This window comes from Vibrio jasicida 090810c (assembly GCF_002887615.1).
Lineage (GTDB): Bacteria > Pseudomonadota > Gammaproteobacteria > Enterobacterales > Vibrionaceae > Vibrio > Vibrio jasicida.
Map to the genome: position 1 here is coordinate 2,920,627 of NZ_CP025792.1, position 22,086 is coordinate 2,942,712.

Sequence of the window (22,086 nt, forward strand, 5' to 3'; positions counted from 1 at the left end):
AAAACGGATAAGAAGTTAGATTCGATAGAATTAACAAAATTAACGAGTTTTTTTTCTTTGACAAGAAAGTTGATTGCAAAGCGTGGGGAGTGACGCAGTTTTTCGAAGAGTTGAATGAAATTTAAGTAAGAAGTGCGCAGGATTTCACCTGCGCAATAGAGAGGCTAAGGTTTTTTCGCGTAGTAAATCGAGAACTTATTAGTCTTATTTAGCGTCTCGCAATTATTGAATGTTTGCTCAATAATTGGAGGGTATTTCAAGAAGCTGTTTGCAACGATGATCATTTCACCATCTCGTGTCATGTAGCGTGGTGCTTGTCCAAGTAAGGTTTCGGCAGCGTTATAGTTGGTGTCTAAACCACTATGGAATGGTGGGTTACTAATGATAAAACGGTAGTCTTTAGCCGTGTCTGAGTAGATATCTGAGGCAAAAACACGACCTGATAACCCGTTCGCTTCGAGTGTTGCTTGGCTTGAAGTGATGGCATACGCGTTGATGTCACACATTTCAATCGCAATTTCTGGATTGGCTTTCGCCATAAATGCGCCTAAAACACCTGCACCACAACCGAAGTCGAGCACTTTACCTGACAGGTTTGGCAACGTTTCTAAAAGTAATTGGCTACCCAAGTCAAATTCACCATGGCTGAATACACCTGGAAGGCTTTTTACTTCAACGGATTGTTCTCCAAGAGTAATGGTATAAGATTTAAACCATTCTGCTTGATCAAACGGCTTTGGCTCGCTCAAGCATGTTCCCCAGTAAAATGAACAACGACGAGCCGTGTCGTACTTCTTCACAGGACCATAGCCTTTAAACATTTTCTCAATGCTTTTCACGCCGGAGCGATTTTCGCCGACGACTACGATCTCAGTGTTGATGCCTAGCTTCGCCATTAACATAGCGAGTAGGTACTCCGCCTCTGGCTTTGCCTTTGGCCAGTACAGTAACACCATGTCTGCCTGCGTATCGGCATCAAACTCTGAACCAAAATGGCTTTTGATTTTTTCAGAAGTACTGATTTGACGGTAATAGCTGTAGTTTGAAGTGAATACTTCAACAGACTCACAGTGATCCACCAGTTCCAGTGGAAATAAGTCTTCTACTTCACCAGCAACTAAAACGTGTTTTCCGTTAAAATACTCGAGTTGACGCTGAGCTATTTGGCTTGGAGCGATATAAGCAGACATAAATTTGGTTCATCAGAAATAATTAGGGCCAGATTTTCGCATAATCTGGCCCAAGCTTGAAGTGAATAAGCGGTTGTTAGCTATTGTCTTGTTGGTTGAGGAAGTCTTTAAACTCTTCTTCGTAGATATTGAATAGAACCATGGTCACGGCAAAGATCAGTGGACCGTAAATAAGGCCAATTAAACCAAATAGATGCAGACCACCCAGCAGCGAGAAGAAGATCATTAGCGTGTTCATGCCTGCGCTGCCTTGCATTAGCAATGGACGTAATAGGTTATCGATCGAACCAACGACAACGATACTCCACACCGTCAAGAAGATTGCCCAAGTGGTGTCACCAGTCAGGAACAAGTAGGCTGCTGCTGGAATCCAGATCAGTGCGGTACCGACCACTGGAATGAAAGAGGCGAAGCCCATCATGGTGCCCCAGAATAAGCCCGGAAAACCAGCAAGCCACATACCGATACCGCCAGCGAAACCTTGCGCTATTGCAGTTAAGAACGAGCCCATAACTGCAGATTTTGATACTTGCTCAATTTCGGTCAGTATTTTGTCTTCTTGGCTACGAGAGAGCGGCAGAATATGGCGCATCGCCGAGATGATCTTGTCGTGGTCACGCAGTAGGAAGAACAAAACGAACAACATTAGGAAGAAATCCATTAGGAAGTTCGTTGCATCACCGAGGATTTTTGCGCTAATAGCTACAAGGTTTGAACCAAATGATGTGGCGAATTGACCAATCTTCTCTGCGATAGCTTGAGGCTCTATTTTATCGAAAGGTAAGTACTCATTAACCAGTGCTAAACCTTTGACTACCCAAGGGTGTTGGAAGATATCTTGGATTCCACCATTGGTCACCCACTTATAGGTGTTTTGAGAAAAGACGGAACCTTGCTGAACGATAGCAGCAAAGACAAACAACAATGGAATCACAATAATAAAGGTTAGAACCACGCAAGAGAGTAGCGAGACCAAGTTTTTATGGTTAGGCATTTTGCTCTCAAACCACTCATGTATTGGGAACATAAGTAGCGAGATGATAAAGGCCATTACGATTGAGTTTACATAGGGCTCAACCAATAAATAGCAGGCAAAAGCAGCGGCGAGTAGTGCAACAACTAACACTCGGTGACTCGACGTGATTTTTACATTGTTCGGCATGGGATTAATCCAACTTACGGATGATGTTACGGCTAGCGCTTTATACCACAGCGTCAAACCTTTATTACTTTGCACCGACGATTCTTTCAAGCTTATGACATAGCCGAATTGGGAAGGTGCAACGGACCTTGTTATAATGACCACAAATCAGGCAGTTATCAATCAAGAGATAGAAAAATGGGTTGTTGTAACGGTGACAAGAAGTGTCAGAGTGAAAAGAAAACTAAGCGTATTCCGTGGTTTGGTATCGTTCTTGGCGTGTTAGCTATCTTAGTGATTTTTAACTGGCAAGCGTAATGCAGGCAATAAAAAAGGACCGTGAAGGTCCTTTTTAGTATTGATGTTCTGGGGAGAAAAGCTTACTTCGCTTCTTCTGCCAGAATTGCAAAACAGCGATCTGCCGCTTCTAATGTTGCATCGATCTCTTTTGAGCCGTGTGCAAGAGAAGTGAAGCTTGCTTCGAATGCCGATGGCGCTAGGTATACGCCGTGTTTTAGCATTAGGTGGAAGAAACGTTTGAAGCGCTCAACATCGCACTTAGTCACGTCTTCGTAGCACGTTACGGTTTCTTGGTCAGTGAAGAAGAAGCCAAACATACCGCCCACTTGGTTTACTACCAATGGCACGCCGTGTTTGTCGGCAAGTTCTTTGAAGCCTTGTGCAAGTTGCTTAGTTTTTGCTGCTAGGCGCTTTTCGTTCCCTTCTTCTTTTAGAAGGTTCAAACATGCAAAGCCTGCTGCCATTGCAACTGGGTTACCAGAAAGCGTGCCCGCTTGGTAAACAGGGCCTGTTGGCGCTACGTATTGCATGACTTCTTTACGACCACCAAAAGCGCCCACTGGCATACCACCACCGATAACCTTACCTAGTGTCGTTAGGTCTGGTTTGATGTTGTAGTGTGCTTGCGCGCCACCAAGAGCAACACGGAAACCTGTCATTACTTCATCAAATATCAGTAGTGCACCTTCTTGGTCACAGATTTCGCGTAGACCTTCATGGAAGCCTTCTACTGGTGGAATACAGTTCATGTTGCCCGCAACTGGCTCAACGATGATACAAGCGATTTCGCCTTTGTTTGCAGCGAATAGTTCACGTACTGAATCTAGATCGTTGAATGTTGCCGTTAACGTATGCTTAGCAAAATCTGCAGGAACGCCAGGAGAGCTTGGTTGGCCTAGAGTTAGTGCGCCAGAGCCCGCTTTTACTAGCAAGCTGTCAGCGTGGCCGTGGTAACAACCTTCAAATTTCATGATCTTGTCACGGCCAGTGAAGCCACGAGCAAGACGGATAGCACTCATGGTTGCTTCTGTGCCAGAGCTCACCATGCGGATTTGTTCCATTGATGGCACGAGCTCAGATACAAGCTCAGCCATCGCGATTTCCATCTCAGTTGGCGCACCAAAACTTAGACCGCGTTGTGCTGCATCGATAACTGCTTGACGGATAACTGCGTGGTTATGACCTAGAATCATAGGACCCCAAGAGCCAACGTAATCAATGTACGCTTTACCATCGGCATCAAAAATCAGGGCACCGTCTGCTCGTTCGATAAATAGCGGAGAACCGCCAACGCCGTTGAATGCACGAACTGGTGAGTTCACACCGCCAGGAATGGTTTGCTGAGCCTTTTGATATAGCTCTGATGATTTGGTCATGGGGTTATCCTCTTTTGATTGCTCGGACCAAGTGGAGCGCATTGTACCTAGCTAATTTCAAGTTAGAAACGTTTTGGGTAATTTATGTGTAGTCTGGCGTTGTAATCTTACATATCAGCATCGGATATAAAGAATCGACGGTGAATACTTGAACGAGTTGGTCAGGTATTGGATAATCGCTCTAATTAGCACAAATTTGACGTCTTGCTTCAGGCTTGACGCATTACACGAGTGAGAGAGGTCTTCGTGAGCGAAGTAAACGTACCATTGTCTTTTTCTGATGCCGCGGCATCTCGCGTTCAAACGTTGATTGCGGAAGAAGAAAACCCAGCGCTGAAATTACGCGTATACATTACTGGTGGCGGCTGTAGTGGTTTCCAATACGGTTTCACATTTGATGAGAACGTAAATGAAGGCGACACAACAATCGTAAACAGCGGTGTAACACTGGTTGTAGACCCAATGAGCCTGCAATACCTAATCGGTGGCGTGGTTGATTACACAGAAGGTTTAGAAGGAGCTCGCTTCTTCGTCAATAACCCAAATGCGACGACAACTTGTGGTTGTGGTGCATCATTCAGTGTTTAATTAACACGACAACAGGCAGCCAATTGGCTGCCTGAGTTTTACGTAGCAGGAAGTCACGTAAACGCACTCCCAGTTCCAAAGAGAGCTGCGAGCTAAAAATAAAAAGGACTTTGTATGTCTGGATCTTCTTTTGGACGTCGTATTGTAGAGCGTCCATGGCTAGTCTCTCTAACGCTTGTGATCGCTTTAGCTGCTTGGCTCGCAATGGGTCAACTTAAAGCACAAGACGAAACGGCTTCTCTTTCAAACTCTCAATCTGAAGACACACCTGTTGCTAAGGTGATGTTCAACTCTTTTACCGCCCAACCAACCAGCAAAACCATTGAACTGTACGGTCGCACTGCACCAAATCGACAAGCTCGCCTAGGGGCTGAAGTCGCAGGTAAGATCATCAGTTTGAATGTGCAAAAAGGGCAAAGCGTGAAACAAGAGCAGGTGATTGCCAATATTGATGAACGTGACCTCGATATTCAGCTCAAACGCGCTAAAGCGATGCTGCGTGTTAAAGAAAAAGAGTTTAAAGCCGCAGAGTCTCTGAAAAATCGAGGCTTACAGGGTGAAGTTGCGTTTGCCACAGCACAAGCTGCCTTGGTTGATGCTCGAGCAAGCCTAAGTAACGTTGAAACTGCACTCAAAAACACCAAAGTAAGAGCGCCTTTCGATGGCATTCTTGACCATAGATTCGTTGAAGTTGGTGATTTTGTTGGTGTTGGCGATCCGATCGCCACCGTTATTGACCTTGAAAAGTTAGTCATCGAGGCGGATGTGAGCGAGCGTCACATTCAGTATTTAAAAGAAGGCCAAGTCGCTGACGTTCGCACGATCAATAACGTTCACCATCAAGGCACGATTCGTTATATCGGACGTGTGTCTTCGACTTCAACCAATACGTTCCCAATTGAGATCGAAATTGATAACCGTGAGAGTGTAATGCCGGCGGGGATCAGTGCCGAAGTCGTGTTGTCTTTGAGTGAAGTGTTGGCCGTAAAAGTGACCGCAGCGATGCTCGCGCTCGATGAAGAAGGCAACCTTGGCATCAAGACACTGAGTGATCAGCATGTCCACTTTGTTCCTATTCAACTTGTGAAAGCCGAAAAAGATGGCGTTTGGCTGTCTGGATTGGGCGACCAAGTTGATATCATTGTGCTCGGACAAGGTTTTGCGCGTGATGGTGATTTAGTGATGGCGACCAAGGTGGATGACGCCATCGAAGCCGCGAATCAGCAGTAAGGAGGCAATATGTTTGCTTTGATTGATGCTGCGTTATCGCGTGCACGTACCATGCTCACCTTGTTGGTGATGATTTTGATTGCAGGTGTGATCACCTACATCACGATCCCCAAAGAGTCGAGTCCCGACATCACTATCCCAATCATTTATGTTTCTGTTGGGCATCAGGGGATTTCACCAACAGATGCAGAACGCTTATTGGTACGCCCAATAGAGCAAGAGTTGCGTTCGATTGAAGGCGTAAAAGAAATGACCGCTGTGGCTTCAGAAGGTCATGCCTCTGTGACGTTAGAGTTCAGTGTAGGCGTCGATCTTGCTGAAGCAATGGCCGATGTGCGTGATGCTGTCGATCTAGCTAAGCCGAAGTTGCCAGAAGACAGCGATGAACCGACCGTAAATGAAGTCACATTTGCCTCTGAAGAACCAGTACTTACGGTTGTGCTTTACGGGACTGTACCAGAACGTACAACCGTACAAATTGCCCGTGTACTTCGCGATAAATTAGAAAGCTATCGTCAGGTGCTAGAAGTCGATATTGCGGGAGATCGGGAGGACATTGTAGAGATCGTCGTCGATCCATTGCTGATGGAAAGCTACGGTTTGGATCAAGCGGATATCTACAACTTGATCGCGTTAAACAACCGTGTCGTAGCAGCAGGTTTTGTCGATACGGGATATGGTCGTTTCTCAGTTAAAGTCCCTTCTGTTTTTGATTCTTTAAAAGACGTCTTAGAGTTGCCAATTAAAGTTAATGGCAAAGAGGTGATTACCTTTGGAGATGTGGCGACGGTGCGTAGGGCGTTTCGTGATCCTGAGAGTTTTGCTCGCTTAGATGGTAATCCTGCTGTTGTTCTCAACGTCAAAAAGCGCGCGGGTGAAAACATCATTGAGACAGTTGAGTTAGTTAAACAAGTAATGCTCGAGGCACAAAAGCGTTCAGAGTGGCCGAATAACCTACAAGTCAAATACACGTGGGATCAGTCTGATGACGTCAAACTGATGCTCAACGATCTGCAAAACAACATTCTCTCGGCAATCATTCTTGTGGTGATTGTTATCATTGCAATTCTTGGGGTTCGAACGGCGTTGCTTGTTGGGATCTCTATTCCGGGTTCTTTCCTGACGGGGTTATTAGTTCTGTCGGTATTTGGCTTAACGGTCAACATTGTTGTGTTGTTTGCTCTCATCATGGCAGTCGGCATGCTCGTTGATGGGGCTATTGTCGTGACAGAGTTTGCCGATAGGCGGATGCAAGAGGGTATACCACGTAAAGAAGCCTATCGTGATGCTGCAAAACGTATGGCATGGCCGATTACAGCCTCTACGGCCACCACTCTCGCCGCATTTGCTCCATTACTCTTTTGGCCAGATATTACTGGCGAGTTCATGAAGTATTTACCATTAACCTTAATTGCAACCTTGACTGCTTCTCTTGTAATGGCGTTGTTATTTGTGCCAGTTATAGGCGGAATCATCGGTAAGCCTCAAGCTGTTAACCAGAAAAGCCAGCAAGAGATGGTTGACTTGCACAACGGAGAGTTTGAGAAAGCGACGGGCATTACAAAGCTTTACTATCGTACGTTGTCGATTGCGATTAAGCACCCACTTAAAGTGTTACTCAGTGCGATATTGCTTGCGGGTGGAGTCGGTTTTACTTACAGCAAAGCTGGCTTAGGTGCGGAGTTTTTTTCCAGAGGTAGATCCTGCTTTCTTTACCGTCAAGGTGCGTTCTTACGGTGATTTATCGATCAACGAAAAAGACGTCGTGATGAAAGAGATCGAAAAAGTCATGCTAGGACACGATGAGTTTGAGAGTGTCTATACGCGTACCGGAACGGATTCAAATGATGGTGATGAGATTGGTCAGATTCAGATTACGCCTGTCGATTGGCAATATCGTCGCAAAGTGAAAGACATCATTGAAGAGCTCAAACAGACTACTAATCAATTCTCAGGCGTAGAGTTGGAGTACAAATTCCCCGATGCTGGTCCGCCAGTAGAGCATGATCTCGTCATTGAAATGTCGGCACAAAACTCAAGCATTGATCAGTTAGACAGTGCGGCCAAAATGGTTCGTTACTGGGCTGATCGCAATCCCGCTTTAACTAACTTGAGTGACACCACTAATAAAGAGGGGATTGATTGGCAGATTGATATCCGCAGAGACGATGCTTCTCGTTTTGCTGCTGATGCGACTTTGGTTGGTAATACTGTCCAGTTTGTGACTAACGGTTTGAAGATTGGTGATTATCTGCCCGATGATGCCGATGAAGAAGTCGATATCTTAGTGCGTTATCCGCAAGATAAGCGGGATATCGGGCGCTTTGATCAATTACGCGTAAAAACGGCGGCTGGCTTAGTGCCGATCACGAACTTTGCGCAGATTAAGCCGGACCATAAGCAAGATACGATTCGACGTGTTGATGGTCGACGCGTAGTGAACATCAAAGCAGACATGGTTGAAGGTTATAACCTTGCTCTTGAATTACCAAAGATAGCTGCAGAAGTAGAGCAGCTGCGCTTGCCTGCTGGTATTGAGTTTAAAATTCGCGGTCAAAACGAGGAGCAAGAAAACTCTTCTGCGTTTTTACGAAGTGCCTTTATGGTTGCACTTGGCGTTATGGCGTTGATTTTGATTACCCAGTTCAACAGCTTTTACCAAGCCTTTTTGATCCTTAGTGCCGTCCTGTTTTCTACGGTTGGAGTATTTGCCGGTTTGCTTATCTTCCAAAAACCGTTCGGTATTATCATGTCAGGTATTGGTGTTATTGCGTTAGCGGGTATTGTCGTCAACAACAACATCGTCTTGATCGATACCTACAACCAAATGCGTAAACGTGGTCTAGAAAAGTCGGACGCGATATTACGGACTGGGGTTCAGCGCTTGCGCCCTGTCTTGCTTACCACAGTGACGACCATATTAGGTTTGTTGCCAATGGTGTTAGAAATGAACATCGATTTGGTGAATCAAAAAGTTGAATTTGGCGCACCAAGTACCCAGTGGTGGTCACAATTAGCAACCGCAGTTGCTGGTGGCTTGGCATTTGCGACCGTGCTGACTTTGGTTTTAACGCCTTGCCTGCTAATGCTTGGACGTGAGCATAATATTGATGATTCTCAAACAGAAACAAAAGAGGCAGCCTAGGCTGCCTCTTGGTGATTCAATTTTTACTCGCATCACTCAACATTATTTCATTGCGAGTAACTTACTGTAACGGTCAAGCTTCGCCATGCTGATTTTCGCGTTAGCCATAAAGGTTTGCTTTGCTTTCCCCGTCAAAGATTTCGATTGCGGCAATTTTACCGTCCTTGCGTTCTTGTGTACGCCGTTTACTAAGAACTCATAATGCAGGTGAGGTCCGGTTACTCGTCCAGTACCACCTAGAGTACCAATCGTTTGTCCTTGTTTAACACGTTGACCTGTCTTCACCATACGTTTGGTTAAGTGTAAGTACTTAGTCACATAGGTATTGCTGTGTTTAATGAAGACGTAGTTACCATTGAATTTGTTGTAAGCCGACTTAAGCACTACGCCGTTGCCCGCAGCCCAAATTGGAGTACCAACTGGTGCTGCATAGTCTGTACCACGGTGAGGGCGAACTTTCCCGGTTACTGGGTGAAGGCGACGAGGGTTGAAGTTTGAGGTTACACGGCGGAAATCCAGAGGCGCACGTAAGAAGGCCTTTTTCATTGCTCGACCATTTTCGTCGAAGTACTTACCACTCTTCTCATCTAAAATCGCGGTGAAGGTGTCACCTTGGTTTTTAAAGACTGCGGCGATGATCTTACCACGTCCAATGACTTCGCCCTCGACGACCTCTTCTTGATAAAGTACTCGGAAGGTGTCGTTTTTACGAATATCCAGCGCAAAGTCGATATCCCAACCAAAGATTCCCGCCAGCTCCATGATTTGATTTGCATTCAATCCCGATGAAATACCAGCATTCCAGAAGTTAGATTTAATCGTCGCTTCGGCGTAGTTGTATTGATAGTCGACTTCTTTTTTGTCGACTTCAGAGACGTATTTACTTCCCTGCAACTTGATACGGAAAGTTTCAAAAGCATTCAATGTACGTTTTAGCTGTATAAAATCGTTATTTTCATCAAAGCCAAATTGCAATCGGTCTCCGGGACGAAGCCGAGTAAGCTGCGCTTTGATCTCTTTATCTGAAGTGATGAGTTCGTGAAGAAGACGAGGGGAGAGCCCTACACGATTAAACAGGACGGCAGCGCTTTCGCCATTTTTGACTTTGTAGGTTTCCCAACGCAAAACAGAAGGAAGATTAGAAGAGGCGCTGCGCTCGGGAGATTCTACAGAAATTGGTACCGAATAGTGCTCACCAACTTTGAGTCGGCTTTGCTGCGGGTCGAGGTCTTGCGGATCAGGCAAAAAGAATAGTGCAAAGATGATGAGGGCACTAAAAAAGCCGATCAATACTTTGTGCAAGAGTGGGAGTCTGAAAAAAATCGAATGCATAAGGTACTTGATTGCTAAATTAAACGTAAAAATTGACAACTACCTAGTCTAACGTGTTTCAAAATGCATCGCTATTCAAGTAAGATGTTCAGCTATTATATTTTTGCCAAATCTGTGGGAGTGAACAAGAATGGCGAGCATTGAAGCTGCATTAGCCGAGATTAAGCGCGGTGTTGAAGAGCTGATTCCAGAAGAAGAGCTGATCGCGAAACTAAAAGAAGGCCGTCCTCTACGTATTAAACTCGGTGCCGATCCAACAGCACCTGACATCCACCTAGGCCATACGGTTATTTTCAATAAGCTTCGCTTGTTCCAAGAGCTAGGTCATGAAGTGACGTTCCTAATCGGTGACTTCACTGCAATGGTTGGCGACCCAACAGGTAAGAACACAACGCGTCCTCCACTTAGCCGTGAAGACGTATTGCGCAATGCAGAGACATACAAAGAGCAAGTATTTAAGATTCTTGATCCGGCTAAGACTAAGATTCAGTTCAACTCTGAGTGGCTATCTGAGCTTGGTGCCGAGGGTATGATTCGTCTAGCGGCAAACCAAACGGTTGCACGTATGCTAGAACGTGACGATTTTAAAAAGCGTTACGCAGGTGGTCAGCCAATCGCTATTCATGAGTTTATGTACCCACTACTGCAAGGTTGGGACTCAGTAGCAATGGAAACAGACGTTGAGCTTGGTGGTACTGACCAGAAGTTCAACCTACTAATGGGTCGTGAACTGCAAAAATCTCACGGTCAAAAACCACAAGTGGTATTAATGATGCCACTGCTTGTTGGTCTAGACGGTGAGAAGAAGATGTCTAAATCTTCTGGTAACTACATTGGTATTAGCGAAGCGCCAAGCGAAATGTTTGGTAAGATCATGTCTATCTCTGACGATCTAATGTGGAGCTACTACGAGCTACTGTCTTTCCGTCCATTGGAAGAAATTGCACAGTTCAAAGCTGACGTGGAAGCAGGTAAGAACCCTCGTGATATCAAAGTACTGCTAGCGAAAGAAATCATTGCTCGTTTCCATAGTGAAGCGGATGCTGATGCGGCAGAGCAAGAATTCGTGAACCGTTTTGCTAAGAACCAAATTCCAGATGAAATGCCTGAGTTTGATTTTGAAGCGGGCACACCAGTAGCAAACCTACTGAAAGAAGCAGGTCTATGTGCTTCAACTTCTGAAGCAATGCGCATGGTTAAACAAGGCGCAGCTAAGATTGAAGGCGAGAAAGTTGCTGACGCGAAGTTTGCGCCAGAATCTGGAACTTACGTATTCCAAGTTGGCAAACGCAAATTTGCACGTATTACTATTAAGTAATCAATAACTGCCCAAAATGAAAGCGCCTACTCGGCGCTTTTTTTGTATTAAAATTTAGTGAAATCGTGTGACATTGACTGTAAAAACAGATGAACTTTGTTACTATACGCGCGCTGCAAAATGAGCAGCTTTATCGGAGATTTACATGAACAATACCGACCATCCTCCCAGTTGCTGGGTGAGTAAGATTAAGGGAGCGAAATAACCCGCTTCGGTATTGGCGATCTCCGCCTTACCTGAGTGGTAAGGCATCTTTTCTATTTTTCCTTCTTGTTATTTCCTTCAACTGATTCTGAACAGACAGTGCAATTGCATTGATGTCTTCACGCATCTTGATTTTGTTATATAGAAAGCAAGTGCGCGAACAACCTTTTGCGTGCGTTGTCGATGGTCGTTACCAATGCCAATCGGGAGATTCGCCATGACGGTAATGAACAACACTTTTATTGAAACAACACCAAACTTCTCAGAGGTTGAAATTGGTGCCGCTCGTAATGCATTTCTGCAATATGAGCAGGAGCAACAGCTACACTTATTGACCGTAATGCCTATCGACGAAGCCGTCGGTATTTTACAGCACTGCTCGGTTGGTTATGTGAACAGCCTAATTGCTCAACTAGAACAAGCAGGGTATGACAAACGAGCGAGACATTATGCGCACCAGCTAGGGCTGCATATGTCAGAGGTTGATACACCGGACGGTTATTTATCGACGAGTGTTATCGAGCATGTGAAGCAGCGTATTGGCTGGATCATTGCCCTTGCATTACTTGGTATTGTCTCTGGACTTATCATCACTCAATACGAGGACACACTAAGCCAATTGGTTTTGCTGGCTGTATACATGCCTGTGATTGCTGCTGCTGGTGGTAATACAGGAACGCAGGCGGCTACGTTAGTTATCCGAGCTCTTGCAACTGGGGAGCTTAAGAAGCGTCAATGGCTTGCAGTGCTTTGGAAAGAAAGCCGCGTCGCTTTATGTATCGCGTTTACGATTTCTATCGTGATGATTGGCAGAATTATGCTGTTTAGCGGTAATCAATCAACGGGCGGTTTTGAGCTTGAAACCATCGCATTTGCTATTGCAGTCGCTCTGTTTATTCAGGTGACTATTTCGACGACATTAGGTGGGCTACTGCCTATTATTGCTCGAGCATTTAAACTGGACCCTGCCGTTTTGGTGAGCCCAGTTTTAGCATCAATTGTTGATATCTCAGGTATGTGGATTTACTTTACCGTTGTTAACTACTTCTTAGGTATTGCCTGACTGAAGCTGATAATGTCTTGATAGAAGAGTTTTTCAAAACGCGTAATAGGGGCGACGACAGGTTTGTTATCGTCCCTTTTTTCTGGGAAATAATCCGATACAAACTGAACAAACACAGTGTTTGGTTTACCATTCTTATCTAACCCATACCCTGCCATATTGTAAGTCCCGTATAACGAGCCACTCTTTGCTATCAACTGCCCTTTGATCGGTGCCTTACGCATACTTTTTCGGTACTGCAAAGTCCCAGATTCACCTGACTTTGGCATAATGGCGATTAGGTTGAGTTCCTTCTCATGCTGCCAAATGTAACGCAGGATTGCCGCCATAGAGGTCGCTGAGATTCGGTTGTTACGTGATAAGCCAGAGCCATCTTCTAGTCTTGCATTACGGATATCGACCCCGGTATTGGCAAAAATAATTTGCTTGATCGCTTCTGTACCATTGGCGAAGCTTCCCGCCTGGACAAAAAACTTCGCGCCCAATGTTTTGGTCAGTGTATCGGCAATAAGGTTATCAGAGCGTTTAAGCATTTGATCCAACAATTGAGGTAAAGGCTTCGATTTATGTATCGCGAGCAATTTACGCTGCTTTTCTGGAGGTGTGCCGATACGGATATTGCCTTTCAAGCTGATTCCAACTTGTTTAAGCAACTTCTCTAATTTTTTGCTGGTGTAACTTTCTGGATCTTGTACGGCAAATTTAAGAGGTAACGGTTTGTCCCCTCGGTCAACGAGGCAGCCGTTAAGTTCATAATGGTTGTCGGGCTTGGCAATTAGGTCTAAATCGCAATGACGGCTCTTTTGAACGCTTCTAGACACGGTTTTTACACTAGTGCTGACATTAATTGGTTGATGCTCAGGAACATAAACCCGCGTTGAACCGTTTTTCTTGGTGTAGATGGAAGCTTGAACACAGTTGTCATTTAGAGTGATCGCCGATGCTGGCGCACTATAACAAACCCCTAGAATGTCCCACGGCCAACCGACCGCACGGTTGTATCCAGTAAAGGCACTATTATCGAGCCATAGGTCGCCTTTGATTTGCGTTAAACCGTTTTTCTTTGCGCGAGTCAGTAGATTTTTGAGATCGCCAGTCAACAACGTTGGATCACCAGAAAAATGAATGACGGCGTCCGAGCTAGAGCTTTCTAGGGTAGTGCGAAAAGCAAAGTTGTTTCCCAGTTCAAGTTTCGCAGCCAAAGCGGTGACGACTTTTAGCGTGCTAGCTGGCGGGAAATATTGGTCGGTTGGATTAATACCGGTTAGCTCACTTTGGTCGTTGAGTTTTTCAGCAATCAAGCTGACACGGGAGCCTTCTGGCAAAACCTCTTGATGAGGATAAGCCATAGATGTGAGTGGGGCGAGACTAGAAAAAAGTAATAAAGACCAAGGTAAGCGCATAGTGAAAGTTCGTGAGGTTAGTTATGCAATTGAGTATATACCGAAAAATTGCAGAATTCTGGATATAAAAAATGCCCGCATAGTGCGAGCATTTTATCTTCAAGTCTTAAGACTGAATTAGAAGTCGTAACGTAGGCCTAGAGCTAGCTCGTCTTCTGCGTCAGCTTTAGTCGCTTTGTGGTTAGCGAATTCAGTTGAACCCATTTTATCGCCAGCATCAATTAGGTTGAAGTTGTACGATACGTAACCACGGAAGTTAGGCTTGAAGTAGTAAGACGCGTCGATAGCGAAGTTGTTCGCTGAAGTATCGCCGTTTGTCTCTGCGTTGTTGTACGTAGAAGTGAACACAGTTTGACCTAGAGTGTAAGCACCCGCTAGTTCGTAACCTGTGTAGTCTACAGTGTTTTTGAAGTCAGCTTCTTTTTCGCCGTCAGTGAATACACCAGCGAAGTATAGATCGCTCATAGTGTAAGAAGCAGCAAGCATGTATTCGTTAGCGTCAGCTTGATCTGCGTAACCAGCACCTAGGTCAAGACCAGTGTCACCTAGAGTGTAGATTGCAGATAGAGAGTAGCCATCTTCGCCGTTGTCTTTGTATGCGCCGTTTTCTTCTACACGGTCAGCAAAACGGTAGCTAGCTTTAACTGCTAGGTTTTCGAATTGGCCTTTGTAAGAGAACATGTTGTCTGAACGGTCAGCCGCAGCTAGTTTGTCAGCAGCTGTGTTACCAGCGTAAGCCATGATATCTGTGAAGTCAGTGATAACGCCTAGCGCACCGTCGTTCTTACCGTAAGTAACTTCACCGAAAGCACCGCCTAGACCAGCGTATGCGTAACGAGTGTCTAGATTGCTGTTGCCGTCTACGCCGCCTTCTTCAGCTGTAGTGAACTCACCTTCCCAGAAACCAACACCGTATAGGTTGTCGTTGATTGCTTGAGTACCAAGGAAGTTTAGACGGATGCGAGAGTTATCCGCTACGTCGCCATCTTTCATAGATAGACGTGCTTCAGCACGGCCGCCCATTTCTAGAGAAGTGCCGTCTTGGTTGTAAAGTTCAGCTGCGTTAACGCCAGTTGCCATAGCTGCTGCAGATACAGAAAGAGCAATTAGAGTCTTTTTCATCTTATTTGTCCTAGTTAGCTGTCCATAATCATTGTTTTATGGGGGAGAGGTTATCTCTCACAAGCTGTTGTTGTGCGTATAGTTTCACTCGTGAGAATCGCCCACATTCGAAAAAGCTATGACGTAACAGCTTGCCGGACATGTTTTACTGCTAAAGTTTCCTTATGAGTTAGTAAAATGATATAAATCCAACTAATGAACAGTGTTCAATTGTTTGGGTTTTTAGTGTAAGTTGTTGTATTTAAACGGTTAGGTTGAGGCTAACATTGGTCTGACATTGATTTGTTTTTATCTTTTTTGATGTTTTTAGTGTAATGAACAGTGTTGTTTTCCAATAAACTGCGATGATGGTTAAATCTAAAAACAATTCATGACGAGGTATTTCTTTCGCTGTAACGCTGTGAAATCGAATTAGGGTGATTTCATATCGGAGTTTGTTTAAACTAACTGAAACAAATCTTCGAACGCACTACCTAGCCATTTGGTTGGGTGGGCTTTTTTTGTCCAAAGACACCTTTGGCCTTGAGGTTATATAATGGAAAAAGTTCCAATGACAATGCGTGGCGAACAATTGCTACGCACAGAACTCGATCGTCTACTAAAGCTTCGCCCACAGATTTCAGAAGCAATCGCAGAAGCACGCGAACTTGGTGACTTGAAGGAAAATGCAGAATACCACGCGGCTCGAGAAGAGCAGGGTATCTGTGAGGCACAAATCCGTGACATCGAATACAAACTGTCTGTGGCTCAGGTTATCGACGTAACCAAGATGGACAACACAGGCAAAGTGATTTTTGGTTCAACAGTGACTTTGATCGATTGCGATACAGAAGAAGAAAAAACTTACCAAATTGTTGGTGATGACGAAGCTGATATTAAATCGGGTCGAATCTCTGTTAGTTCTCCAATTGCTCGTGGTTTGATTGGTAAGATGGAAGGCGACGAAGTCGTTATTCAAACCCCAGGTGGTGCGAAAGACTTCGAAATCGATAGCGTAGAATACGTGTAATCACTCGATATGTCTTATCGTTAGATGCAAAAAAGGTCGCCATTGGCGACCTTTTCTTCTTCCATAGGGTAAGTTGAGATTACTTACGAGGAATTTCGATTTTACGCTCTTCAGATTGGCGGTATAGCACAAGTACTTTACCAATAGTCTGAACTTTTTCAGCGCCCGTCTCACGTACGATAGCGTCGATGATTAGCTGTTTTGTCTCACGGTCTTCTGATGCAACTTTCACTTTGATCAGTTCGTGATGGTTTAGAGCGATTTCAATTTCTGCTAGCACGGCTTCTGTAAGTCCATTTGCGCCCATTAGCACAACAGGTTTTAAACTGTGAGCCAGGCCTTTAAGGTGCTGCTTTTGTTTGGTGCTTAGGTTCATTACGCGGCCAATTTTCTTTAAAATAAGGGTTGAAAAAAGCTATTTTAACGCCATCTATTGCTGAAGACTATAATTTATTGAGCAATAGGTTGAGCCTATTAGAACAATAGCTCCTATTTACGCCTTGTTGGGATTAAAATGAGTAAACAAAAACATTCGGCTAGTTCTGGTCGTTGGTTGAAAGAACACTTTGATGATAAATACGCTAACGAAGCTCGTAAAAAAGGCTATCGTTCTCGTGCTTACTTCAAAATTGATGAGATCCAAACGAAAGATAAATTGTTGAAACCTGGTATGACTGTCGTCGATTTAGGCGCGGCTCCGGGGGGCTGGTCTCAATATGCTGCTAAGATATTAGGTGACGAAGGACAAATCATTGCGTGTGACTTATTACCAATGGATCCAATCGCTGGTGTAAGCTTCTTACAAGGTGACTTTCGTGACGATGTGGTATTAGAAGCGTTGTTGGAAAGAATCCAACCTTCGATGGTAGACGTAGTAATGTCTGATATGGCGCCTAATATTGCAGGCAACAACTCAGTAGATCAGCCGCGAGCTATGTATTTAGTTGAATTGGCTTTAGATATGTGTCGACAAGTTCTAGCACCTAATGGTAGCTTTGTCGTAAAGGTTTTCCAGGGTGAAGGCTTCGACGAGTACGTTAAAGAAGTCCGAAACATGTTTAAAGCCGTAAAAATCAGAAAACCAGACTCATCGCGAGCTCGCTCACGAGAAGTCTTCGTTGTAGCCACTGGTTACAAAGGTTAACTATTTCGCTCGTTTAGAGCATGGTTAACACTATAGCTACAGCTAATAAACTGTAGTACCCTACCTTTAATTACAATTAGTTATCGAGAGGCTGACACCTTGAGTGACATGGCAAAAAATTTAATTCTGTGGCTTGTTATCGCTGTCGTGTTGATGTCGGTATTCCAGAGCTTTGGCCCTGGAGAGAGCAACGGCAGAACCGTGGACTACACCACGTTTGTACAGGAAGTTGGCCAAGGCCAGATTCAAGAAGCAACTTTTAAAGACGGTGAGATTAGTTTCGTTCGTCGTGGCGGTGGTGCCAAAATGGTCACCTACATGCCAGTGTATGATCAGAAGCTTCTAGATGACCTAATCAACCAAAATGTGAAAGTACAAGGTACGCCTCCTGAAGAGCAGAGCTTACTTGGTACTATCTTTATTTCTTGGTTCCCAATGATCTTACTGATTGGTGTGTGGATTTTCTTCATGCGTCAAATGCAAGGCGGCGGCGGTAAAGGCGCAATGTCCTTCGGTAAGAGTAAAGCTCGTATGATGAGCGAAGAACAAATCAAGACAACTTTTGCTGACGTCGCAGGCTGTGATGAAGCAAAAGAAGATGTTAAAGAACTGGTGGACTATCTGCGTGACCCAAGCCGTTTCCAGAAGCTGGGCGGTAAGATTCCAACGGGTGTTCTAATGGTTGGTCCTCCGGGTACTGGTAAAACGCTACTAGCGAAAGCCATTGCAGGTGAGGCAAAAGTACCATTCTTTACTATCTCAGGTTCTGACTTCGTAGAAATGTTTGTTGGTGTTGGTGCATCTCGTGTGCGTGACATGTTCGAACAAGCGAAGAAAGCGGCACCTTGTATCATCTTTATTGATGAGATCGATGCGGTAGGTCGTCAGCGTGGTGCTGGTGTTGGTGGTGGTCACGATGAACGTGAGCAAACACTTAACCAAATGCTAGTAGAAATGGATGGTTTCGAAGGTAACGAAGGTATCATCGTTATCGCTGCGACTAACCGTCCAGATGTATTGGACCCAGCGTTGCTACGTCCAGGCCGTTTTGACCGTCAAGTTGTGGTTGGTCTACCTGATGTACGTGGTCGTGAACAGATCCTTAAAGTACACATGCGTAAAGTACCTCTTGCTGGCGATGTAGAGCCTTCTCTCATTGCACGTGGTACGCCTGGTTTCTCTGGTGCTGATCTTGCTAACTTGGTCAACGAAGCTGCACTGTTTGCTGCTCGTGGCAACAAACGCAATGTATCTATGGTTGAGTTTGAACTAGCAAAAGACAAAATCATGATGGGTGCAGAGCGCCGTTCAATGGTGATGTCTGAAGAGACAAAAGAGTCTACGGCTTACCACGAAGCTGGTCACGCTATTGTTGGTCGTCTCGTGCCTGAACATGATCCAGTGTATAAAGTATCTATCATTCCACGCGGACGTGCGCTTGGTGTGACAATGTACTTACCAGAGCAAGACCGCGTAAGCATGAACCGTCAACATCTTGAGTCGATGATTTCTAGTTTGTATGGTGGTCGACTGGCTGAAGAGCTTATTTACGGCAAAGAGAAAGTATCAACTGGTGCATCCAACGATATTGAACGTGCAACAGATATTGCTCGTAAGATGGTGACACAGTGGGGCTTCTCTGAAAAATTAGGTCCGCTTCTTTATGCAGAAGACGAAGGTGAAGTATTCCTTGGCCGTAGTGTGACGCAGACTAAACACATGTCTGATGATACAGCGAAGCTTATCGATGACGAAGTCCGTAAGATCATCGACCGCAACTACGATCGTGCGAAGCAAATTTTGGAAGATAACATGGACATCATGCATGCGATGAAAGACGCGCTAATGAAGTATGAAACCATTGATGCTGGCCAAATTGACGACCTGATGGAACGTAAAGAAGATATTCGTGAGCCTGCTGGTTGGGGGGATAAACCTACTAATAAACCAGAAGACGACGATAAGCCTCAAGCGAAGCCTGAAGTAAAAGCGGAAGAGAAGTCTGTTGAGCCTACTAAACCAGTAGAGCAATCAACGACTCAAGAAGCGACTTCAAGCGAAGTGCCAGAAAAGAAAGACTCTGAATAAAGAGTAGTCTTTGATAATAAACCCCGAGTTAAGCTCGGGGTTTTTGTTTATGTTGTAATTATTAAAGCTATGATCATTAAAGCAAATAATAAATCCCTCAACCTATCCCATCCTCACGTGATGGCGATTCTCAATGTCACGCCGGATTCATTCTCTGATGGTGGCAAGTTTAATAATCTTGATTCTGCTTTGATCCAAGCTGAGAAAATGATTAAGGCTGGAGTGAGCATTATTGACATCGGTGGCGAATCAACACGTCCCGGAGCGCCAGACGTTACATTAGAAGAAGAGTTGCAACGTGTTATTCCTGTGATCAAAGCTATCCGTGAAAAGCACGATGTTTGGATTTCTGTTGATACCAGTAAAGCTGAAGTGATGCGTCAAGCGATTGAGGCTGGTGCAGATCTCATTAATGATGTTCGCGCCCTTCAAGAGCCGGGAGCGTTAGAGGTGGCTGCTGCATCAAACTTACCAATCTGTTTGATGCACATGAAAGGGCAACCTCGAACCATGCAAGCCAACCCTCACTATGATGATTTGATGAGTGATGTGGCTGAATTTCTGCATGAACGTATTACCACGTGCGAATCGGTAGGGATCGAAAAGTCACAACTTATTCTTGATCCTGGTTTTGGTTTTGGCAAAACCATAGAACACAATTATCATATGCTTGCTCATCTCGACAAGTTTCATGAGTTTGGTTTACCTATATTGGCAGGGCTTTCGCGTAAGTCCATGATTTTTAAATTATTGGATAAGCCAGCGAGCGAGTGTGCTAACGCAAGCGTTGTCTGTGCGACTTTGGCAGCGATGAAAGGTGCACAGATCATTCGAGTTCATGATTTTGAAGAAACCATTGAAGCAATGAAAATTGTCGAGATGACGAAAAATAATATCTAAAAGAATTAAGGAAAGTTTTATGTCTGATAAAAGACGTTACTTTGGTACCGACGGTGTGCGCGGGAAAGTAGGACAATACCCAATTACCCCTGATTTCGTACTTAAGCTTGGCTGGGCTGCTGGTCGTGTACTAGCAAAACAAGGTACTAAGAAAGTGATCATCGGTAAAGATACGCGTATTTCTGGTTATATGCTTGAATCTGCACTGGAAGCCGGCCTTGCTGCTGCGGGGTTAAAAGCGACCTTTACTGGTCCGATGCCAACACCGGCGGTGGCATACCTAACGCAAACCTTCCGCGCGGAAGCGGGGATTGTTATTTCTGCTTCACACAACCCTTATTACGACAACGGTATCAAGTTCTTCTCGTCTGAAGGTACTAAATTACCAGATGATATCGAGCTTGCTATTGAAGCTGAGTTAGATAAAGACATCGAGTGTGTCGAGTCTGCTGAGCTAGGTAAAGCGACACGTCTAAATGATGCTGCTGGTCGTTACATTGAATTTTGTAAGAGCACATTCCCATCGGAGCTTAGCCTAGCAAGTCTTAAGATTGTCGTTGACTGTGCACACGGTGCGACTTACCACATCGCTCCTAACGTATTTAAAGAGTTAGGTGCAGAAGTGATCGCAATGGGTGTAGAGCCAAACGGCACTAACATCAACGCTGAAGTTGGCGCGACTGACGTTCGTGCTTTACAAAAGCGCGTTGTAGAAGAGCAAGCTCATCTCGGCTTGGCGTTCGATGGTGACGGTGACCGTATTATCATGGTTGACCATTTAGGCAACAAGATTGACGGTGACCAAATCGCTTACATCATCGCACGTGATGCTCTGCGTCGTGGTGAGCTAAAAGGTGGTGTCGTTGGTACGCTAATGACAAACCTAGGCATGGAAAATGGTTTGAAACAATTAGGCATTCCATTTGTGCGTGCAGCAGTGGGTGACCGTTATGTCATGGAACAGCTACTTGCTAAAGGCTGGAAAATTGGCGCGGAAAATTCAGGTCACGTTATCTTGCTAGACAAAGTAACTACGGGTGATGCTATCGTGGCAGCACTGCAAGTGATTGCGTCTGTAGTTGGCAGTGATATGTCGTTGCACGATTTGTCGCAAGGTATGACACTTTACCCTCAAGTGCTTGAGAATGTTCGTTTTGCTGGTGATAACAATCCACTTGAAGAGCAAGCCGTACTAGACTCTGTAGCGGCGGTTGAAGCGGAGTTAGGCGATAAGGGCCGTGTGTTGCTTCGTAAGTCAGGCACCGAGCCATTGATCCGTGTTATGGTGGAAGGTGAGGATGCAGATCTTGTTCAAAGCTCTGCGCTTAAGATTGCGGAAACTGTAAAAGCGAGTTGTTAATCATTGCTTTAATGCCTTTTGCGAGAGAAAAGGGCAACTTTTGCCCTTTTTTTGAGCGCTTAATGCGTTAGTGCTGATTTTTTGCTAATTTTCCCTTGTCAGCGTTACTGGCTTTCGCTAGTATTGCTCCGCCTCCCGTTAGGAGGTCGCTAGCCTTGTTCTAAAATGAAAGT

The 22,086-nt window shown here is 44.9% G+C and carries 16 protein-coding genes and 1 pseudogene; 10 read left to right on the top strand and 7 right to left on the bottom strand.

The window, feature by feature from the left end; translation table 11 throughout:
• Positions 1 to 164: 164 nt before the first annotated feature.
• From rsmC to hemL, 3 genes are all read right to left on the bottom strand, one after another.
• Entirely contained in the window at positions 165 to 1,190 is a 1,026-nt protein-coding gene (gene rsmC, locus C1S73_RS14000) for a 16S rRNA (guanine(1207)-N(2))-methyltransferase RsmC (RefSeq protein WP_038865846.1), read from the bottom strand.
• A gap of 76 nt (positions 1,191 to 1,266) precedes the next feature.
• Positions 1,267 to 2,352 (bottom strand): AI-2E family transporter, encoded by a 1,086-nt coding sequence (locus C1S73_RS14005; protein WP_038865847.1) that lies wholly within the window; start codon positions 2,350 to 2,352, stop codon positions 1,267 to 1,269.
• A gap of 359 nt (positions 2,353 to 2,711) precedes the next feature.
• On the bottom strand, positions 2,712 to 4,007 hold the full coding sequence (hemL, locus tag C1S73_RS14015; protein ID WP_038865849.1) for a glutamate-1-semialdehyde 2,1-aminomutase: 1,296 nt from the start codon (positions 4,005 to 4,007) through the stop codon (positions 2,712 to 2,714).
• A 246-nt stretch (positions 4,008 to 4,253) separates the two neighbouring features.
• Here hemL and erpA point away from each other — a divergent pair, with 246 nt between their 5' ends.
• The 3 genes and pseudogenes from erpA to C1S73_RS14030 all read left to right on the top strand — a co-directional run bounded on the left by erpA (position 4,254) and on the right by C1S73_RS14030 (position 8,970).
• Entirely contained in the window at positions 4,254 to 4,595 is a 342-nt protein-coding gene (erpA, locus tag C1S73_RS14020) for an iron-sulfur cluster insertion protein ErpA (protein WP_005439421.1), read from the top strand.
• Positions 4,596 to 4,709: 114 nt separating this feature from the next.
• The gene (locus tag C1S73_RS14025) at positions 4,710 to 5,825 is read left to right on the top strand and encodes an efflux RND transporter periplasmic adaptor subunit (RefSeq protein WP_038865850.1); all 1,116 of its coding nucleotides are present in this window, start codon (positions 4,710 to 4,712) and stop codon (positions 5,823 to 5,825) included.
• A gap of 9 nt (positions 5,826 to 5,834) precedes the next feature.
• Positions 5,835 to 8,970 (top strand): annotated as a pseudogene (locus tag C1S73_RS14030) (efflux RND transporter permease subunit).
• A gap of 42 nt (positions 8,971 to 9,012) precedes the next feature.
• Here the strand turns inward: C1S73_RS14030 and shyC are convergent.
• On the bottom strand, positions 9,013 to 10,302 hold the full coding sequence (shyC, locus tag C1S73_RS14035) for a peptidoglycan DD-endopeptidase ShyC (RefSeq protein WP_038865854.1): 1,290 nt from the start codon (positions 10,300 to 10,302) through the stop codon (positions 9,013 to 9,015).
• 130 nt (positions 10,303 to 10,432) lie between these two features.
• Here shyC and tyrS point away from each other — a divergent pair, with 130 nt between their 5' ends.
• Positions 10,433 to 11,620, top strand: a complete 1,188-nt coding sequence (gene tyrS / locus C1S73_RS14040; RefSeq protein WP_038865855.1) for a tyrosine--tRNA ligase — start codon at positions 10,433 to 10,435, stop codon at positions 11,618 to 11,620.
• 421 nt (positions 11,621 to 12,041) lie between these two features.
• Entirely contained in the window at positions 12,042 to 12,887 is an 846-nt protein-coding gene (locus C1S73_RS14045) for a magnesium transporter (protein ID WP_038865858.1), read from the top strand.
• Here the strand turns inward: C1S73_RS14045 and dacB are convergent.
• Together dacB and C1S73_RS14055 are read right to left on the bottom strand one after the other, a co-directional pair.
• Entirely contained in the window at positions 12,866 to 14,290 is a 1,425-nt protein-coding gene (gene dacB / locus C1S73_RS14050; RefSeq protein ID WP_038865861.1) for a serine-type D-Ala-D-Ala carboxypeptidase, read from the bottom strand. The two genes, C1S73_RS14045 and dacB, sit on opposite strands and share 22 nt — an antisense overlap.
• Before the next feature lie 117 nt (positions 14,291 to 14,407).
• Positions 14,408 to 15,412 carry a porin gene (locus tag C1S73_RS14055; RefSeq protein ID WP_038865862.1) on the bottom strand — a complete coding sequence of 335 codons (1,005 nt, stop codon included), beginning with the start codon at positions 15,410 to 15,412 and terminating at the stop codon, positions 14,408 to 14,410.
• Positions 15,413 to 15,947: 535 nt separating this feature from the next.
• Here C1S73_RS14055 and greA point away from each other — a divergent pair.
• The gene (gene greA / locus C1S73_RS14060) at positions 15,948 to 16,421 is read left to right on the top strand and encodes a transcription elongation factor GreA (RefSeq protein WP_038865864.1); all 474 of its coding nucleotides are present in this window, start codon (positions 15,948 to 15,950) and stop codon (positions 16,419 to 16,421) included.
• A 79-nt stretch (positions 16,422 to 16,500) separates the two neighbouring features.
• On the opposite strand, the gene yhbY is transcribed toward greA, so the two are convergent.
• Entirely contained in the window at positions 16,501 to 16,797 is a 297-nt protein-coding gene (gene yhbY, locus C1S73_RS14065; RefSeq protein ID WP_005380066.1) for a ribosome assembly RNA-binding protein YhbY, read from the bottom strand.
• 138 nt (positions 16,798 to 16,935) lie between these two features.
• Between yhbY and rlmE the strand changes: the two genes are divergently transcribed.
• From rlmE to glmM, 4 genes are all read left to right on the top strand, one after another.
• The gene (gene rlmE / locus C1S73_RS14070; protein WP_038865866.1) at positions 16,936 to 17,565 is read left to right on the top strand and encodes a 23S rRNA (uridine(2552)-2'-O)-methyltransferase RlmE; all 630 of its coding nucleotides are present in this window, start codon (positions 16,936 to 16,938) and stop codon (positions 17,563 to 17,565) included.
• 108 nt (positions 17,566 to 17,673) lie between these two features.
• Positions 17,674 to 19,653 (top strand): ATP-dependent zinc metalloprotease FtsH, encoded by a 1,980-nt coding sequence (gene ftsH, locus C1S73_RS14075; RefSeq protein WP_038865868.1) that lies wholly within the window; start codon positions 17,674 to 17,676, stop codon positions 19,651 to 19,653.
• Positions 19,654 to 19,722: 69 nt separating this feature from the next.
• Complete coding sequence (gene folP / locus C1S73_RS14080) at positions 19,723 to 20,553, top strand: dihydropteroate synthase (RefSeq protein WP_038865870.1); 831 nt, start codon at positions 19,723 to 19,725, stop codon at positions 20,551 to 20,553.
• 19 nt (positions 20,554 to 20,572) lie between these two features.
• Positions 20,573 to 21,913, top strand: a complete 1,341-nt coding sequence (gene glmM / locus C1S73_RS14085) for a phosphoglucosamine mutase (protein ID WP_038865873.1) — start codon at positions 20,573 to 20,575, stop codon at positions 21,911 to 21,913.
• Positions 21,914 to 22,086: the final 173 nt, after the last annotated feature.

Excerpts from the sequence above, each read along its gene's own strand:
- greA (WP_038865864.1), top strand. The coding sequence starts at position 15,948 with ATGGAAAAAGTTCCAATGACAATGCGTGGCGAACAATTGCTACGCACA.
- rlmE (WP_038865866.1), top strand. The coding sequence starts at position 16,936 with ATGAGTAAACAAAAACATTCGGCTAGTTCTGGTCGTTGGTTGAAAGAA.
- C1S73_RS14055 (WP_038865862.1), bottom strand. The coding sequence starts at position 15,412 with ATGAAAAAGACTCTAATTGCTCTTTCTGTATCTGCAGCAGCTATGGCA.
- C1S73_RS14005 (WP_038865847.1), bottom strand. The coding sequence starts at position 2,352 with ATGCCGAACAATGTAAAAATCACGTCGAGTCACCGAGTGTTAGTTGTT.
- glmM (WP_038865873.1), top strand. The coding sequence starts at position 20,573 with ATGTCTGATAAAAGACGTTACTTTGGTACCGACGGTGTGCGCGGGAAA.
- shyC (WP_038865854.1), bottom strand. The coding sequence starts at position 10,302 with ATGCATTCGATTTTTTTCAGACTCCCACTCTTGCACAAAGTATTGATC.
- dacB (WP_038865861.1), bottom strand. The coding sequence starts at position 14,290 with ATGCGCTTACCTTGGTCTTTATTACTTTTTTCTAGTCTCGCCCCACTC.
- rsmC (WP_038865846.1), bottom strand. The coding sequence starts at position 1,190 with ATGTCTGCTTATATCGCTCCAAGCCAAATAGCTCAGCGTCAACTCGAG.
- ftsH (WP_038865868.1), top strand. The coding sequence starts at position 17,674 with ATGGCAAAAAATTTAATTCTGTGGCTTGTTATCGCTGTCGTGTTGATG.
- C1S73_RS14025 (WP_038865850.1), top strand. The coding sequence starts at position 4,710 with ATGTCTGGATCTTCTTTTGGACGTCGTATTGTAGAGCGTCCATGGCTA.
- folP (WP_038865870.1), top strand. The coding sequence starts at position 19,723 with ATGATCATTAAAGCAAATAATAAATCCCTCAACCTATCCCATCCTCAC.
- tyrS (WP_038865855.1), top strand. The coding sequence starts at position 10,433 with ATGGCGAGCATTGAAGCTGCATTAGCCGAGATTAAGCGCGGTGTTGAA.
- hemL (WP_038865849.1), bottom strand. The coding sequence starts at position 4,007 with ATGACCAAATCATCAGAGCTATATCAAAAGGCTCAGCAAACCATTCCT.
- yhbY (WP_005380066.1), bottom strand. The coding sequence starts at position 16,797 with ATGAACCTAAGCACCAAACAAAAGCAGCACCTTAAAGGCCTGGCTCAC.
- C1S73_RS14045 (WP_038865858.1), top strand. The coding sequence starts at position 12,042 with ATGACGGTAATGAACAACACTTTTATTGAAACAACACCAAACTTCTCA.